Raw genomic sequence first — 15,987 nt, forward strand, 5'->3', positions numbered from 1 at the left:
AATGGATCGAATAATGGGAGGATCTCATGGAACTGGCAGTGAAACGCGACGCGCATCCGACGGCCTCGTCGGTCACCACGCAGCTCAAGGACATCAAGAAGAAGCTGCCGCTGCGGGTGCTCTCGGAAGCGGACTGGCAGCACTGGACAAAGAAGGGCTATGTCATCGTTCGTCAGGCCGTTCCTGCGGCGAATGTCGAGCGGCTTGTGGAGGTGCTCTGGCGTTTTGACGAGAAGGATCCGAACGACCCTTCGACCTGGTATGCGCCGCAGCGCCGTGAGCACAAGATGAAAGAGCTCAACAATACCGGCATGCTTGAGATCTACAATCACCAGGCGCTCTGGGATAACCGGATGGAACAGCGCGTCTATGACGTCTTCGTCGATATCTGGGACCGCGAAGACCTGTGGGTGACGATCGACCGCGCCAACCTCAACCCGCCGAAGAAGGTGAAGGGCAACCCGAACGGTTTCATCCACTGGGATGTCGATACGTCGATCCGGCCGCTGCCGATCGGCGTGCAGGGCGTCCTGAGCCTGAAGAAGCAGGATGGCGATGTCGGTGGCTTCCAGTGTGTGCCCTACCTCTTCGAGCATTTCGAGGAATGGGTGAAGACGCAGCCCGAGGATCGCGATCCGATGCATCCCGATATGACCGGCCTTTCCGTCGTCAATATCGACATGGAGCCAGGCGACCTGATGATCTTCAATTCACTTCTCGCCCACGGCGTTCGTCCCAACCATTCGGATAACCGTGTACGCATGGCGCAATATATTTCTATGCATCCGGCCGAATACGACAATGCCGAGGAGCGTGAAGAGCGTATCCGCTTGTGGCGTGAGCTCGATCATCCGAAACGCGATGCCTTCCCCGGCGATCCGCGCGAATGGGAAAAGCACAATGCCAGGACTGCGGAACTGACGCCGCTTGGCCGCAAGCTGCTCGGCCTCGACCGCTGGTAAGACGATAGAAGATCACAAGCCGCGGAGAAGAACTCTTCCGCGGCTTTTTTGCCTTGATGCAGAAGCGACGCATTCGCGTCATGATGCCGCCGGCCGGCTCGCCCCTCACGATTTCGCTGTTGCGCGATATCGAAGCTGCTGACCCCTTGGGATGGCCGCTTCGGCACCCTATGTCTTCGGAAGAGACATCCATTCGGAGATGACATCCATGTCAGGCAAGCCGATCAAGATTCCCGGACCGGATCATCCGATCACTGTCGAACACAATCCTTCCCGCGTCGTCGTCAAGCTCGGCGGCCGCGTGATCGCCGATACGCACGATGCGCTGACGCTGCGCGAGGCTTCCTATCCGCCGGTGCAATATATTCCGCGCAAGGATGTGGATATGTCGTCGCTGGAGCGCACCGACCACGAGAGCCATTGCCCCTATAAGGGGGATGCCTCCTATTACAGCATTCCCGCTGGCGGCGAGCGTTCGAAGAATGCGATCTGGACGTATGAGACGCCCAATCCCGCCGTTGCCAACATCAAGGGCTATATGGCCTTTTACCCTGACAGGGTCGATTCCATCGAGGAGTTGCCGTCTCCCGAGGCGGGGCAGTTCTAAGGGCTAACTAGCCTCCTTCTTCCGATCAATCGCACCGGCAAGGTGGGCCGGATGCGTAAGCGTTTTGGGCTAATATGAAACTCCCTCAGGTCGCAGTATCTTCGCCACGCGCAAGGATTATGCAGGCCGGGAACCTCATGAAACTGGATCAAGTGGAACTTCGCTCCGAAGTGTTGGATATTCGTATTATAGAAAGCATCGGCGATGGTTCTTTCAATCTCGAATTCGACGTCTCTCGCGATAATGGATACGTTCTGATCCTTCTGGAAATACTGGCGGGAAGGGGCGATTTCCTTGTTCAGGGTTTCGATGAGGAAAATAGTGCCGCTGCGTCACTCCGGGGCCGCCAAAGAGTCTATATTGTGAGACCTGCCGAAGCTGCCCGGAGGATTGCGGTCGGCATGTTTGCGGCCGTCAACAGCAAGGTCCGGGCGACGATCGCCTGCTTCAGGCGGAAGATCGCCGTTACATCAGGGGAACTATCGGGGCCGATGTCCCGGGCGCTCTCCAAATTGCTGGTTGCTTCAGCACTTGCCTGGATGGGCATTCCGTCTCCGGACGTTCTGAACACGGTCGGGATTACCACCACTCCCTCTGCCGAGCAGATGAAGAAACTTTTGAGCAGTACGGCGACCATAGGCAGTTCTCAGAATGAACTACTGGCCCTTGTCGATCCGGATCTGCGTTCGGCAATCCTGGATATTATAGAAGAGACCATGTGGCTGCTCGCCATGCGCGACCAGCTCCATTATGCCGCCTGCGAGATGGTCGCCTGCAGTCAGCCAGCAAATTGATGCGGCAATTGCGCGCCGGAGCACATTCGGGTTGACATCAATCATTTTCCAGCAGAACACCGTTCCGCTTTTATAAGATTCCAATAAGTGCCTGTGGCTGGGCCGCACGCCGGTGATTGAACAATGGACATATCAGTGAAAGAGCGGGAAAGCGTTCTGCGTCATCCCGGCTATCTGAACTTCGCCGCCTCCCGAGTCTTCTCTTCGCTTTCCTTTCAGGCCGTGGCTATCGCCATGGGATGGATGATTTACGAACAGACGCACAGCGCCTTTGCGCTTGCGCTCGTCGGCTTCTGCCAGTTTCTGCCGATGGCCGTGCTGACCTTCGTCGTCGGCCATGTCGCCGATCGGTTCGATCGCCGACGGATTGGACTTGTCTGCCAGCTCATCGAAGCGATTACCTCGCTGGTTCTGGCGATAGCAACCTGGCAGCAGTGGCTTTCGCCGATTGGAATGCTTGTTGCGGTCACTATCATGGGCGCGGTTGTCGCCTTCGAAAGGCCGACCATGGCGGCACTCTTGCCGAATATCGTGCCGGCCTCGATGCTGCAGCGCGCCGTTGCTACCTCGACCTCGATGATGCAGACGGCGCTGATCATCGGCCCGTCGCTCGGCGGTCTTCTCTATGGCGTGAGTCCCATAGCCCCCTTCGCGATGTCGGCTGTGCTCTTTGCTGTGGCGAGCTTCAACGTGATCTCGATCCGCATGGAGTGGACGCCATCGAAGCGCGAGCCGGTGACCTTGTCGTCCGTCTTCGCCGGGGTTTCCTTCATTCGCAGCCGGCCGGTAATGCTCGGCACGATCTCGCTCGATCTGTTTGCAGTCCTGCTTGGCGGCGCCACGGCGCTGCTGCCGATGTTTGCCAGCGACATCCTGCATGCTGGTCCGTGGGGGCTCGGCATGCTGCGCGCTGCCCCCGCCATCGGTGCGCTTTGCATGTCGATTGTGCTTGCCCGACGGCCGCTGACAGCAGATGTCGGTCGCAAGATGTTGCTGGCCGTCCCAGTCTTCGGCGTGGCCACCATCATCTTCTCGCTTTCCACCAACATTGCGCTCTCCGTCGTCGCGCTGCTCGTCGTCGGGGCCTCGGATACCGTGAGCGTTGTGGTTCGCAGCTCGCTGGTGCAGCTTCTGACGCCGGACGAAATGCGCGGGCGCGTCAATGCCGTCAATTCGCTCTTCATCGGCACCTCGAACCAGCTCGGCGAATTCGAATCCGGCATGCTTGCCGGCGTGCTCGGGCCGGTCGTGGCGGGCATTGTCGGTGGAGTGGGCACGATCGCAGTCGTGCTCATGTGGACGCGGTTTTTCCCCGATCTTCTCAAGGTGAAGACGCTGCAGGGCTGATGGGCTCTCACCTTGCCGCATCGGCGGCGGGCGTTAATTGACGTGGCAATGTCGGATGTGGGCTGCGCCGAACGTCCTGCGGACGTTAACGCAAGAGGAGAAGTGCAATGTCCTATGTTGATGGTTTCATCGTCGCCGTTCCCCGCGAGAATGTCGATGCCTATAAGGAGTTTTCGGCTTATGCCGGATCGATCTGGAAAGAATACGGCGCGCTCGAATATGTTGAATGCCTTGGCAATGACGTGCCCTATGGCGAATTGACCTCGTTTCCTCGCGCCGTCATGGCCAAGGACGACGAGGTGGTGGTCTTTTCCTGGATTCTCTACGGATCCAAGGAGAAGCGTGACGAGATCAATTCGAAGGTCATGGCCGATCCGCGCCTTTCGAGCGACAAATGGAAAATGCCATTTGATGGCAAGCGCATGATCTATGGCGGTTTCGAGGAATTGCTGCGACTCTGATATCGTGACCGTGCCATTGACTTCGAAGGCAAGGCGCGCCACCTCGCACAGACAGTTGCGACGGAGACCGCCTTGCCCCAGACAATAGTAACGCTTTCCACGCGCGGCCAGGGCCTCTACGAATTCACCGATCAGGCCAATGCCTTCGTGCGCCAGTCTAGTATGCAGGAGGGGCTGCTGACGATATTCGTGCGCCATACCTCCTGTTCGCTGCTCATCCAGGAAAATGCCGATCCTGATGTGAAGACTGACCTCAACAATTTCTTCCGCCGTCTCGTGCCGCCGTCTTCCGACCCGTCTATGCGTTGGGTCGTTCACACGACGGAAGGGCCGGACGACATGCCGGCGCATATTAAGGCGGCGCTGACGCAGGTTTCGATCGGCATCCCCGTCAGCAACAGCCGGCTGGTACTCGGCACCTGGCAGGGCATCTATCTCTTCGAGCACCGTGACAGGCCGCATCGACGCGATGTCGTCCTGCATCTCAGCGGATAATTGGTCTAACCAAATCTGGGCGAAACCAGCTGCCGCGTCATTAACCGTTCTGAATGTCAACTGAATGGGCGGTTCGAACGGCATTCAGCTTCACGCGTTTAGTCTCGAGACAATCCCAGAAGGGGAGATCGAGGAACTATTCACGAGGAGACCATCCCATGTCGCATTTTCTTGCCAAGGCTTCGCTTGCCGCGCTGATCGCTCTCAGTTCCATCCCGCTTGCGGGCTCTGCCGCTTTCGCGGCGCCGCAGACGGATTTCGTCGTCAAGGCACAGTACTACCACCGTCCGCCGGTTCGTGGCTGCTCGCCTGTGGAAGCCATCCGCAAAGCCCGCTATTCCGGCCTTCGTGACGTGCGCATTTCCAATATCACGCCGCGCCGCGTCGTCGTTGCCGGCCGGTATCGCCATGGCTGGGACCGCATGACTTTTGCTAATGTGCGCGGCTGCCCGCTCATGTACCGCTAATTCCTTCGGTTCGTAGGCAGGAAAATCCGGCTTTGGAGCACTTTGCCTTGACCGCGACACGTTCACCGGTCTTCTGTCGGAACTGTATGTCAGTGATTCCGAAATAGGCGTCGGCATTGCCCACGCGGCTACTAAACACGAGGATCTTTTTCATGATGCAGTTTCTGGCGAAGGCGGGGCTTGCCGCCCTTCTTTCCGCAGCTGCGCTGGCCGGCACGGTTGCGCCGGCTGCCGCACAGGTGAATATCATTATCGGCGAACCTGACCGTCGTCCGCCACCGCCTCCAGGCTACGGCCGTCCGCCACTGCCACCGCCGGGCTACGGTTATGGCCGTCCGCCGCGTGGCGGTTGTGATCCGCGCATGGCGGAAAATATCGCCCAGGATTACGGCCTGCGCCGCACGCGTATCGTCGATGTCTCGCCCCGCCGTGTCGTGGTGCAGGGCTGGAGCCGTCGTGGTCCCGACCAGATGGTCTTCGGCAACGTTCGCGGGTGCCCGATGATGCGTCGATAATCAAGCGCTATCGTTTATTACAAAACCGCCCTTGCAGTCTGCAGGGGCGGTTTTCTTTTGAATAGGGTACGGGCGTGGGACAGGGCGCCGAAGCGCCCTGTCGCTTTACTGCTCGATCGCGAATGTCATGTTGACGGTGACATTATAGTTGTTTTCGCCCCCCTGAACCGGCACGGCCGCAACATCGGATGCTTCCTTCATCATCGCTGCACGATAAACCGGCTGTGGCATCGGACGCATGACGTTTTCGGTGATCTCGATGATCCGGCCGACCTTGACGCCGGCGGCTTCACTCAGCGTCCTTGCCTTCTTGACGGCGTTGGCGACGGCGTTCTTGCGAGCTGCCTCGAGGGCTGCTTCCGGCTTATCGTTGGTGAACTGGATGTCGCCGCCCTGATTGATGCCGAGAGTGACGGACTGGTCGATGATCTCCCCGAGCTTGGAAAGGTCGCGGACGCGCACGGTGACCGAATTGCTGGTCTGGTAGCCGATCAGCTCAGGCGGCTGCGGCTGGTTATCGATCGGCTGCGGATAATTGTACTGCGGCTGGATCGAAAAGCCTGACGTCTGCAGATCGCGCTCGGCAATGCCGCTTTTCTTCAGGGCAGCCAAAACCTCGTTCATGGCCTTGTTGTTCTCATCGAGTGCCTCGCGGGCAGTTTTTGCCTGTTTGACCACGGAGAGATTGACGACGGCCATATCGGGAGCCAGTGCCGATTCGCCTTCTGCGGACACGTTGATGACCGCTTCGCGCGGCCGATTCTCCTGCGCCAGAAGTGGAGCGGCTGCTGCAAGCGGCAGGCTCAGAAAGGCTGTCAGAAGGGCAGTCTTGGTGTAGTTCGGCGCCATGTTCGTTCCTCGGCTGTTTGCGTCCCTGCGAGCTTTGTGTCTGCTGATTGTGAAGCTATTGCGGCAGAAACCGGTAAGCGAAATACTTTACTGTGGGCGAGTATTTTCGACTAAAGGATGTATGGGGGCAATCAACGCATGGTAGGTAATACGGGCTTATGGCTGTTGCCCGGGCTTAAGCCTCGACTTATAAAGAACCGCATTTCTGTCTCATGCTGAAGTTTAGCCTTTATGAAAATCGGTGCCTATGTCATCAACCTGAACCGGTCGGTCACCCGGTGGGAAGGGCTTTCGCAGAAGGCTAACTCGCTGGCGCTCAAAGTCGTCAGGATATCGGGAGTGGATGGCTCCGAGATCCAGCCGCACGACAAGGCGGATATTGACAAGCGGCAGTTTCTTCTTCGCAATGGCAGGAACTATCTGCCAGGCGAGCACGGCTGCTATCGCAGCCACGTCAAGGCGCTCGCGGAATTTCTCGACAGCAGCAACGATGCGGCAATCATCATGGAAGATGACGTGGAGCTTCGGGCCGATCTGATAGAACGGGCAGAGGCTGTGCTGATCGCGGTCCCCAAAGCGGAACTGGTCAAGCTCCTGAACCATCGGTCCAAGGGCTTCCTGCAGAAGGCGACGACGAAATTCGGCGATGCGGTGGGCCGCTGCATCCACGGGCCACAAGGTTCGGCCGCCTGTTATCTGGTCACCCGCTCCGGCGCAAAGAAGCTACTGCGGAGCATGGCCGTCATGGTCTATCCCTTCGATGTGGCGTTAGAGCGCGGCTGGTCGACCGAGGTTAATACCTTTACGGTCAGGGACAATCTGATAGAGCTAGGGCCGAACAGTCACGAAACGGCGATCGCGACGAAGCTCGATTACAGACGGCAGAAATTCAAGGGACTGCGCCGCTCCGTCACGCATCTGCTTCGCGCCGCTGATTATGCTAGAAGGGTACAGTATTCTCTATGGTAGCGAGCGAAGAGCCGATTGCCACGCCCCCACGCCTCAAGCCCGTCCTTGTCATCCTGTGGCTGCTGTTGATATCGGCTCCCATTGTGGAAAGCGATACCTATCGCTATGCCGCACTGCTGCTGATCGGCACGACTTTCGCGTTTTTTAAGCCGAATTATCAGCTGCTGAAGCGTGACTGGCTGGCGAACGCCTGCGTTGCATGGGGCACTTATGCGCTGCTGCGCTTCCTTTTTGGCCTGATCGTCTACGGCGAGAAGGGAGCATCCGACTGGCTCTACGCCTTTCCGCTGTTCTTTCCAGCTGTCGGAATCGCGCTTTATTGCAGCCGGAAGCATATCGAAACGGTCTTTGCGATCTATTTCCCTGTGGCGCTTGCCGCCTTGCTGATCTCCACCGACTACCGGCTGATCCTTGCAGGCAACGACCGTATTTCGCCGCTTTACCACAACAACCTGATCCATGGCGCGATTGGTTGCGGCTTCCTGACGATCGGCGCCTTTTACTGGCTGCTGCACGCCTGGGAGACTGGCAAGCTCGCGCGCCGTTCCGGCAGCTGGATCATAGCTGTCGCGACGCTCGTCATCGCGCTCTGCCTTTTCAATATATATGGCTCCAAGGCGAAAGGCGTCTGGCTGAGCCTCGTCCTCGTCGGGCCTCTCATGCTCGCCTCGCTGCTGCTTTATGCAGACAGACGCCGGGCTGCGCTAGTGGGAACTGCTGTCGTCGCTCTCATCGCAGCCGCACTTTTTGTCGGTGGCGACGATATCTGGCGGTTTGCCGGCCCAACCTACGAGGCAACAGCACGGATCGAGACCGAAATCTCGGCGCATGGTGTATGGAATGCGGTCGCTGATGCGATTGCGTCGAAAGATACGCCGGAATCGATGAGTGAACGGCTGCAACTCTGGGCGAATGCTTCGGAAGTGATTGCCCAGGCACCTCTCTTTGGGGCCGGCAATCACTGGCTTACGATCTGGGGCTCGACCACCTATGCCAGCGTGCCCTATACGCTGCTTCACAACGGCTACTTCGAAATGCTTGTCCGCCACGGGCTCTTTGGCATCATCGTTTTCAGCGTTCTGGCGGTCGCCATGTATAGACGGGTGCTGGCCGCCAGGAAGGAAAAGCTAATCAGCCTCAGCGCATTACTGGCCTACACCATGGTCACGCTGTTTTTCCTCGGAACGATCCTGTCCAACTCTAACAACCGGCTGGCGATCGGCGAATCGTTCTTCTTCGTGTTCTCCGCTGTCGCATTTGCCTGCGGGCTTATGCTGAAGAAGGGGGAGATCAAGCAAGGGGCCAACATGATCGTGGGTGATCAAAAAGCCGCGTGAGGGGGCAGAAACTCAGCCCAAGAGGGACTGCCGAGCGCTCCCAAGTTGGAGCGCCCGCGTTGTCAGATGCCGAAATCGTCCAGAAACGAAGGATGGATGGCAGTCTTCCTTGCCTCGCGCGCATCACGATAGCGCTGCTGGGCAGAACCGATTCCATTAACAAGTCGTCTCATAAGGCCGCCTTTGCGGCGTTTAAAAATCAAGGGCATAGCAAGCTCACTTTTTTTATTTTTGTTAGCTGGCGAGCATATAATTTGTGCGTGATGCTGCAACAATGGGCATTTTAGCATGCCACCTATGCATAATGTGACAGTGATATGACATTAGCGCGGTTTCGCGTTTCGCCGACGTGCGACGCTTCCTCCTGTGCCCGATGGTATCGGCCATAGCGGTACTGTAAGATGCCGCTGTCGTCCTTTCGGAGGGCCGACTTGCAGCCGTTCTGATTGCCGATGTCGTGAGCTATGGCCGTCTAAGCGAGGAACTGCCGTTTTCAGTGATTTGCAGAGCTCGAAAGCCCCTTTTTATTCCACGGGGGATAGCAGCATCCTTGGATGCATGCTTAGATTGAAAGGGGGCTAGCGTTTCGGGGGAAGGGCTGTCGGGATGATCCGCAACCTATTTTTAAGTCTGGCCACAATGGCCATGGTGCTGGCGAGCGGAGCCTCCCAGGCTGCGGTGGACACAATACCCTATTGGGGTAACGGCCGCTGGAAAGTTGAGGCCATACCAGCGACCCGAAAATGCCTGGCAGACGTGACCTATACTTCAAAGCGCGGACAGCTCTTCAACTTGGCCTTTGATGCTTACATCGACGGCAGCGCTGAGCTTCTGGTTTTTTCCCCGCCGTGGGCGAATCTGTACACGGAAGGCCGCAAGTACTGGGTCAATGTCAGCTTCGATAACGGCAAACCAAACCGTCTGCTGGCGGTTGCTTATTCCGATGGTGGGCTGGCATTTTCAGATCTGTCGCCGGACGCCATCATGGCCATTGCCAAGAGCAGTTCAATCTCGTTTGGATACCAGGGAAATATTCTGGCCACGCTCAATCTGCCGGGGTCCTATGACGCATTGGACAAAGCAATCGAGTGCGCGAACAAACTTAAAAGCGTGCTGCAAAATGATGGAACCGGGCCGGCAGACGAGACTGGTCCAGCTGACGGAACGGGGCCTGCAGATGGAGCGCCAACCATAACACTCGGGCCACTTCAACAGCAGCCTTCAGTTCCGGCAAGCCCAGCACCACCGACTCCGGCGCCTGCCGAGCCAACGCGGAATAAGAGTCCAACACGGCTTGATCTTTAACTGCGTGCCAGATCTTCTGGGCGCGCTACAGTTTATCAGGTTTTTCGCTTTGGAAGGAGATGGTGGGCCCGGAGGGACTCGAACCCCCAACCAAGCGGTTATGAGCCGCCGGCTCTAACCATTGAGCTACAGGCCCGGCACCTAAGGTGCTGTCAGCCGGGGCAATGGCACCCGCGGCTTTTGTCCGCTTAACGCAAATTTAGGGCGGTCACAAGCCATGAGCGCAAGCATCTGTGGACGATGCATATTTGCTGGTTGCCCTATGGAACCTTCGCACGCCGGCCACATTTACAGCTGTCAGACTAGATCTGAAGAGGGCGATCGCAGAATGGTGGCTTCCCAGGGTGCCGTGGTGCTCATTGTCGAAGATGAGCCGCTGATCAGATTCAATATTCTGGATGTGCTCGAGGAGGTAGGGCACGTGGCGCTCGAAGCCGGAAACGCTGACGAAGCACTGGTGCTTTTGAAAGCGCGCAGCGATGTCGATGTCCTCTTCACGGATGTCAACATGGCCGGTTCGATGGACGGCATCCAGCTTGCCAAACGGGTGAGGGCGATGCGGCCGAATATTGGTATTATCATCACCTCGGGCCTGGTGCGGCTCGATCCTCTTTCGCTGCCTGCCAACGCGACTTTCCTGCCGAAACCCTATCAGCACGAGGCTTTGATTTCGGCGATCGCGTCCATGATCCGGTAGTGCCCTCAGGGTCTAATCAGGGCTTGCCAGCGACGGTGGCGGGACAGGAACGCCCGTAGCCCTGGTCGCGGCTTCGGTTTCTTCAATTTGCTTGCGGGCTTGTTCATTTGTCGTTTCGCCGCGCAATTCAGCTTCGGCAGCACTCCAGTGGCGCAAATCTTCGCCATCCGGCCTGCCTTCCTTTTCCCATATTGCATAGGCGCGCTCGCGCACGCGGTCCTCGTTTCGGTCCGTCATGTGTGCCTCCCGTGGCTTTCCGAATACCGATAAACCGGCCGAGAAGTGGAATGTTCCGGCCGGAAATCGGAGATTTGAACGGCGCAGCCGGGCCCGAAGGGGAGGTCTGCTTCTGGCCCGGCCGCTGCCTCGGGAAACCGTCAATTATAGCTGCTCTTCAGCAGCTCGGTTTCCTGATGCGCCTTCTTCTCGTAGATCGTGAAGAGAGCCATCGAGAGCAGATAGGAGAGGAAGGGGTCTCCCATCTGTGTCGCGATATCGCGGGAAGCCAGGATATGTTTTTCCAACGCGCCGATCTCTTTTTGGACTGCGGTTTCACTCAAGCGGTTCATGCTGCCATCTCCAGGAATTGGGTCACGACGGAACGCGTCGGGACGTAGCGGATGTAGAGGGGGGTGTCGATGCCAAGGGAAGCGCGCATCCTGTCCAGCACGCGCTCGGAAACTTCGAAGGCGCCGCAGCAGACTGGATACTTGCCGTAGCCATCGGCGCGGCCGAGTTCTTCAACCTCGGCACCGGCGCGCTTGTAGATGCGCTTCAAATGGGGTTCGTAATTGGAGATCATGGTGTGAATGCCGTGATCGAGGGCGCATTCGCAGAGTGCCAGAAGCAGCATCGAGAAGGCGCGACCGGCATCGACATCGGGGAAATCGGCTGCGATCGCCTCCTCGTCGATGCACATGCGGGTGCCTTCCCAGATGCCGGGGGCGACGAGATCGGCTGCCTGCGGGAAAGTTTCCCGGAAGACGTCGTAAAGGAGGGTCGGTCCGGTCGTCGGCATCAGGCGCATACCGCCATAAAGGCGGGTACGGGTTTCGTTGCACCAGACGAGATAGGCCGGGCAGAGCGAGTCGTAGCTGTCGCGCTCGAAGGGGCCGATTACCGGAACGTTCCAGCCAAGCTTGTCCGCGAAGACTTTCTTACGCAGGCGGAACATCTGGTCGAGTATGAAAGCGTATTTTTGATACTCATGAGCCTGAATGATAACGAACATTTTTCCCTCCAGCGTGTTGGGTTCGTGAGGGCAGAATGGTTCAGGAAGGCGGTGTCGGAAATTCCCTCATATGGGCGCCTACAGATGAGCCCCCGCATATGAGGGGGGGCGTTTTCTTGTCAGCTCAAGTCATTCTGTTGGCTGAACCGGGCCGTCTGATCGACCGGCCGGGCCGGCCGTAGGCCTCGGCTACGACGTGCACCGGCCGGACGAGCATCCGACTCCGCTTGCGCCCCAGAATGATTGGAGCTGTCGAGGAAGAGCTTTAGGGATTAATGATGCGCAGCTGCACGGCTCGCGAGGCGGCCGCGGAAATGGTGGCGCAGCCGAGCTTGAAGCGGGCGGTTTTCAGGTAATCGCGGGTTGTATGCTCGGAAATGCCGAGGATGACGGCGATGTCCTTGTAGTCCTTGCCGAGTGCCGTCCAGTGCAGGCATTCGATTTCGCGCGGGGAAAGTGTCGGAACCGGGTCGTTCTCGCCATGCAGCTCGTAGATGGCCTTTCGATGGACGAGGTGGGCGATCTCGATCCACTCATTGCGATAGGTCTTGACCATGGTGTTCCAATCATCGAGCGGAATACGGGCGTTGATTGAAAGCAGCGCCCGCCGTTGCGCCTTGTCGGCAATCGGGATCGAATAGCCGTTTCCGCCAATCCCGTGCTTCTGGGCGTCGACCAGCATGGCATAGGCTTCGGGCGTCGGTTCCACCTCGCTCCAGTCGAAAGGCAGCTGGCGTTCGAAGCCCTGTTTGACGATCGGATCGACCTTCACATAGCTGTTGAGCAGGTAGCGCGACACCCAGGCATCGGGATAGGTCGTGCGCACGAAGGGGGAATCGATCTTTGCCGCAATGGTCTGTGCGAGGTGATAGGTGACGTAGTCGACGGCGTATCCCGCTTGGAAAATGCGGATGGAAGCATCGACATTTTCCGCAGCCTTGATCTGTTCGAAAACGGCTTCGAATTTTTGCGAATGGCTATTTTCCGTCATCGTGCCGCCTGCCTTAAATCGTTCAATTTTATCGCGAGTAATGTCAACAATACAAGGCATCCCCACATATGCGGGGAATGACTTTTCCAGATCCGTCTGTTAGCGCCTTTTTCGAGGAGGCTCCAGATGGATAGCAAGAGAACGTTCGACATCGCCGAATGCCATCAGGCAGCCAAAGGGCTGAAATCAAGCTGGCAGGATATGGCCGGCTCCGAGGCGCTGATCCGCGCGCTCGTCGCTGAACGCAACGGCGATACGTTGCTTGCCTTGTTCTGGACAGAGGTTCACCGGACGCTCTGCGAAGAGAAATAATCGCTCCTTTATCATTACATCAGTCACGAATTCCTTCTGTATAGATGGGATTGCTGAGCGCTCGGATCGGCTGCTGCGCCGGTTCGAAGCCGGCGCGCCCTTGCGCACGGGCAGGGTGAGCACCGGCTGCGGCCGCAGCTCGCGAGGGCTCGCGTCGTGAGCGAGCGTCAGCACAATGTCGGCGCCTGACGATGCCGAGGTCGATGATGCAATCCTCGGCCTTTTCATAGTCCGTCGTCACGTGGAGGCGGGTGGTACCTTCGGACATATCGAAGTGCACGTAGAAATAGGGATCGTTCACCTGGTCGGCACGTGTGACATGGACGGTGAGTTCGGTCATCGAAAAGCCCATCGGCAAGGTTCGGATACGTCGTGTAAAGCAGCAAGATGACAGGCATATCGCGAACGTATCGCATCGGCCATCCGAGCAAAATGGCGTATGAACACGTCTTCACTTTCGGCCGTCAATTAATGAAGGTCTCATATTCCAAGCAAGACATGCGAGGGCAGGACGGACAAAATATCCAGCCTATTCCGATATCTCTCTCAATTATGCTTGACGGATCGTTACCGCGAAGCGCAAAGGTGCTTGTGGAAACGATTACACAGCCGCAGTTGTATCATATCGGGAGGGATGGCTGGTCCTGCGTTGGGATGCACGGCGCCTTACGTGAGCCGCAGGGTGGCGGCAGGAACGGCCCAATGGAATGGAAATGACCGAAAAGCGCGTGCATCTGGTCTTTAAGACTCATCTCGACATCGGCTTTACCGATCATGCCAAAAAAGTTCGCCGCCAATATCACGAACGCTTTATCCCGCAGGCGATCGAGACTGGTGCGCATTTCTATGCCGAAAATTCTGAAGAGCCGAAGTTCATCTGGACGACGGGCGCCTGGCTGATCTGGGATCATCTAAATTCGCGTTCGCCTGCCGAGGTCGCAGCACTTGAGCAGGCGATCGAACGCGGGCTAATCCGCTGGCACGGCCTGCCTTTCACCACCCACACCGAACTGATGTCGCCTGACCTGTTCCGCGCCGGTCTTTCCTATTCGCAGGAGTTGGACCGCCGTTTCGGCAAAAAGACGATTGCGGCGAAGATGACCGACGTTCCTGGCCACACACTTGGCATGGTGCCGCTGCTGGCAGAGGCCGGCATCCGCTTCCTGCATCTCGGCGTCAACACTGCTTCCCCGCCGCCTGATGTACCCGATGTTTTCCGCTGGCGCGCGCCTGATGGCGCTGAAGTCGTCGTCATGTATCAGCGCTCCTATGGCGAGACCTATTTCCCCGAAGGTTTCGACGACGGGCTGAGCTTTGCGCATACGCAAGACAATATCGGTCCGCAGAGCGTGCCGCAGACTGCGGAAGCCTATCGGGACATGCGTCGCCTCGAGCCTGGTGCAATCATCCGCGCGGCGACACTGGAAGATTATGGCGCGCTCCTTTGGGAGCAGCGGGAACGTTTTCCGGTGCTGGAGCTGGAACTGGGCGATAGCTGGATTCATGGCAGCGCCACCGATCCCTTAAAGACGGCGAAGTTTCTGGCGCTACAGCGGCTCTATGATCGTTTTGCAGGCGAAGGGCTCAACAAGCGCCGGCTCGCCTTCGGCCGCGGGCTCGCCATGGTGGCGGAGCATACATGCGGAGTGGATATCAAATCCTATCTGCGCGATGACAAGGCTTGGGCAAGGGCCGATTTCGAAGCCGCGCGCAAAACGGATTACCGGTTCGCCTATACCGAGGCATCGTGGGACGAGCAACGGGGCTATATAGATCAGGCTGTTGCCGAACTCGATGCCGACGATCAGCGGCAAGCACAGGCCGAGCTCGTGCAGCTTTTCGCGCCGGCGCTCGTCGATCGCACGCGTCGCGAGACCCGTCTCAGTGCCGGCGGTTGGTCGATCGAGTTGAATGACGTGACGGGCGATATCACGGCGCTTGCATCACCGCAGGGCCGTCGGATCGCCGGCCGCGCCGGCTCCTTGATTGCCTATCGTTATGAGAGCTATGACGCGGCCGACGTCAACAGGCATTTGGACAGTTATCTCACGCATCGCCAGGAATGGTCTGTGCTGGATCACGACAAGCCGGGGCTTGGCGGTTCGGGCGCTGCGTTCTCCAATATTTTCGCGCCCGATCTCGAGAGTGCCGGCGAGGACGGGATTCTGCTTTCCATGCCCGCCGAAGCCGTCGAGCGGTTCGGCGCACCGCGCCAACTCGCCATCCAATTTTCGGCCGATGGCGATGCCTTGCAACTGCGCCTTTCGCTGCACGAGAAGCCGGCGAATCGCATGCCGGAAGCGAGTTTCCTTTCCTTTACGCCCGAGATCGCTGGGGATTGGGCCTTCAAGAAGATGGGTCTCTGGCACCAATCTGGAGATTTCGCCAGGTCCGGTGGTGCACAGCTTCAGGCCGTCACTGCGGTTCGCGGCGATTTCGGTAACGCAGGGGCGCTCGTCGTTGTGCCCCTGGACACGCCGCTGGTCGCGCCGCAGGGCTGGGATTTCATGCGCTTCTGCAAAAGCTTGCCTTCTTTTGAAGAGGGTATCCGCTTCAACCTGCACAACAATAAATGGGGAACCAACTTCCCCCTGTGGTGGGAAGGTGATTTCTCGGCCCGTTTCCGGATCAATCTGGAATAGCGGTGC

20 protein-coding genes and 1 tRNA gene are annotated in these 15,987 nt (G+C 58.1%); 14 read left to right on the forward strand and 7 right to left on the reverse strand.

The annotated features are described in order from the left end of the window. Positions 1–26: 26 nt before the first annotated feature. The 8 genes from EV281_RS14140 to EV281_RS14175 all read left to right on the forward strand — a co-directional run bounded on the left by EV281_RS14140 (position 27) and on the right by EV281_RS14175 (position 5,648). Positions 27–962, forward strand: coding sequence for a phytanoyl-CoA dioxygenase family protein (locus tag EV281_RS14140; protein ID WP_132653720.1), 936 nt, complete (start codon positions 27–29; stop codon positions 960–962). A gap of 208 nt (positions 963–1,170) precedes the next feature. Further along, entirely contained in the window at positions 1,171–1,569 is a 399-nt protein-coding gene (locus EV281_RS14145) for a DUF427 domain-containing protein (protein WP_132653721.1), read from the forward strand. Between the two features lie 137 nt (positions 1,570–1,706). Continuing rightward, a complete protein-coding gene (locus EV281_RS14150) occupies positions 1,707–2,363 on the forward strand; it encodes a hypothetical protein (protein ID WP_245508265.1) in 657 nt (218 codons plus the stop codon). 123 nt (positions 2,364–2,486) lie between these two features. Continuing rightward, on the forward strand, positions 2,487–3,710 hold the full coding sequence (locus EV281_RS14155) for an MFS transporter (protein ID WP_132653723.1): 1,224 nt from the start codon (positions 2,487–2,489) through the stop codon (positions 3,708–3,710). Between the two features lie 107 nt (positions 3,711–3,817). Further along, positions 3,818–4,171, forward strand: a complete 354-nt coding sequence (locus EV281_RS14160) for a DUF1428 family protein (RefSeq protein WP_132653724.1) — start codon at positions 3,818–3,820, stop codon at positions 4,169–4,171. A 72-nt stretch (positions 4,172–4,243) separates the two neighbouring features. After that, positions 4,244–4,666 carry a secondary thiamine-phosphate synthase enzyme YjbQ gene (locus EV281_RS14165; RefSeq protein ID WP_132653725.1) on the forward strand — a complete coding sequence of 141 codons (423 nt, stop codon included), beginning with the start codon at positions 4,244–4,246 and terminating at the stop codon, positions 4,664–4,666. A gap of 158 nt (positions 4,667–4,824) precedes the next feature. Continuing rightward, positions 4,825–5,133, forward strand: a complete 309-nt coding sequence (locus tag EV281_RS14170; RefSeq protein ID WP_132653726.1) for a hypothetical protein — start codon at positions 4,825–4,827, stop codon at positions 5,131–5,133. Between the two features lie 152 nt (positions 5,134–5,285). After that, positions 5,286–5,648: a hypothetical protein gene (locus EV281_RS14175; protein WP_132653727.1), complete on the forward strand. Its 363-nt coding sequence runs from the start codon at positions 5,286–5,288 to the stop codon at positions 5,646–5,648. Between the two features lie 105 nt (positions 5,649–5,753). Here the strand turns inward: EV281_RS14175 and EV281_RS14180 are convergent, their stop codons facing one another. Then, the gene (locus EV281_RS14180; RefSeq protein WP_132653728.1) at positions 5,754–6,497 is read right to left on the reverse strand and encodes an SIMPL domain-containing protein; all 744 of its coding nucleotides are present in this window, start codon (positions 6,495–6,497) and stop codon (positions 5,754–5,756) included. 231 nt (positions 6,498–6,728) lie between these two features. Between EV281_RS14180 and EV281_RS14185 the strand changes: the two genes are divergently transcribed. From EV281_RS14185 to EV281_RS31415, 3 genes are all read left to right on the forward strand, one after another. Continuing rightward, positions 6,729–7,466 (forward strand): glycosyltransferase family 25 protein, encoded by a 738-nt coding sequence (locus EV281_RS14185; RefSeq protein WP_132653729.1) that lies wholly within the window; start codon positions 6,729–6,731, stop codon positions 7,464–7,466. Beyond that, positions 7,460–8,803, forward strand: coding sequence for an O-antigen ligase family protein (locus EV281_RS14190; RefSeq protein WP_132653730.1), 1,344 nt, complete (start codon positions 7,460–7,462; stop codon positions 8,801–8,803). Before EV281_RS14185 ends, EV281_RS14190 begins: the two co-directional genes overlap by 7 nt. Before the next feature lie 606 nt (positions 8,804–9,409). Continuing rightward, on the forward strand, positions 9,410–10,108 hold the full coding sequence (locus tag EV281_RS31415) for a hypothetical protein (protein WP_184326839.1): 699 nt from the start codon (positions 9,410–9,412) through the stop codon (positions 10,106–10,108). A gap of 60 nt (positions 10,109–10,168) precedes the next feature. Here the strand turns inward: EV281_RS31415 and EV281_RS14200 are convergent. Then, positions 10,169–10,244: transfer RNA gene (locus EV281_RS14200), tRNA-Ile, on the reverse strand. A 192-nt stretch (positions 10,245–10,436) separates the two neighbouring features. Between EV281_RS14200 and EV281_RS14205 the strand changes: the two genes are divergently transcribed. After that, positions 10,437–10,805, forward strand: coding sequence for a response regulator (locus EV281_RS14205; RefSeq protein WP_132653731.1), 369 nt, complete (start codon positions 10,437–10,439; stop codon positions 10,803–10,805). A 12-nt stretch (positions 10,806–10,817) separates the two neighbouring features. On the opposite strand, the gene EV281_RS14210 is transcribed toward EV281_RS14205, so the two are convergent. The 4 genes from EV281_RS14210 to EV281_RS14225 all read right to left on the reverse strand — a co-directional run bounded on the left by EV281_RS14210 (position 10,818) and on the right by EV281_RS14225 (position 13,027). After that, positions 10,818–11,042, reverse strand: a complete 225-nt coding sequence (locus EV281_RS14210) for a DUF2934 domain-containing protein (protein WP_132653732.1) — start codon at positions 11,040–11,042, stop codon at positions 10,818–10,820. Positions 11,043–11,182: 140 nt separating this feature from the next. Then, a complete protein-coding gene (locus EV281_RS14215; protein WP_132653733.1) occupies positions 11,183–11,374 on the reverse strand; it encodes a hypothetical protein in 192 nt (63 codons plus the stop codon). After that, the gene (locus tag EV281_RS14220; RefSeq protein ID WP_132653734.1) at positions 11,371–12,036 is read right to left on the reverse strand and encodes an acyl-homoserine-lactone synthase; all 666 of its coding nucleotides are present in this window, start codon (positions 12,034–12,036) and stop codon (positions 11,371–11,373) included. The genes EV281_RS14215 and EV281_RS14220 overlap by 4 nt, the downstream gene beginning before the upstream one ends. 265 nt (positions 12,037–12,301) lie before the next feature. After that, positions 12,302–13,027, reverse strand: coding sequence for a LuxR family transcriptional regulator (locus EV281_RS14225; protein WP_132653735.1), 726 nt, complete (start codon positions 13,025–13,027; stop codon positions 12,302–12,304). Between the two features lie 126 nt (positions 13,028–13,153). On the opposite strand from EV281_RS14225, the gene EV281_RS14230 reads away from it, so the two are divergent. Continuing rightward, positions 13,154–13,339: a hypothetical protein gene (locus EV281_RS14230; protein WP_113300036.1), complete on the forward strand. Its 186-nt coding sequence runs from the start codon at positions 13,154–13,156 to the stop codon at positions 13,337–13,339. 19 nt (positions 13,340–13,358) lie between these two features. On the opposite strand, the gene EV281_RS14235 is transcribed toward EV281_RS14230, so the two are convergent. Continuing rightward, on the reverse strand, positions 13,359–13,679 hold the full coding sequence (locus EV281_RS14235) for a hypothetical protein (protein WP_132653736.1): 321 nt from the start codon (positions 13,677–13,679) through the stop codon (positions 13,359–13,361). Positions 13,680–14,052: 373 nt separating this feature from the next. Between EV281_RS14235 and EV281_RS14240 the strand changes: the two genes are divergently transcribed. Then, positions 14,053–15,981: a DUF5054 domain-containing protein gene (locus EV281_RS14240; RefSeq protein WP_132653737.1), complete on the forward strand. Its 1,929-nt coding sequence runs from the start codon at positions 14,053–14,055 to the stop codon at positions 15,979–15,981. Positions 15,982–15,987: the final 6 nt, after the last annotated feature.

The organism is Rhizobium sp. BK418, from assembly GCF_004341105.1.
Lineage (GTDB): Bacteria > Pseudomonadota > Alphaproteobacteria > Rhizobiales > Rhizobiaceae > Rhizobium.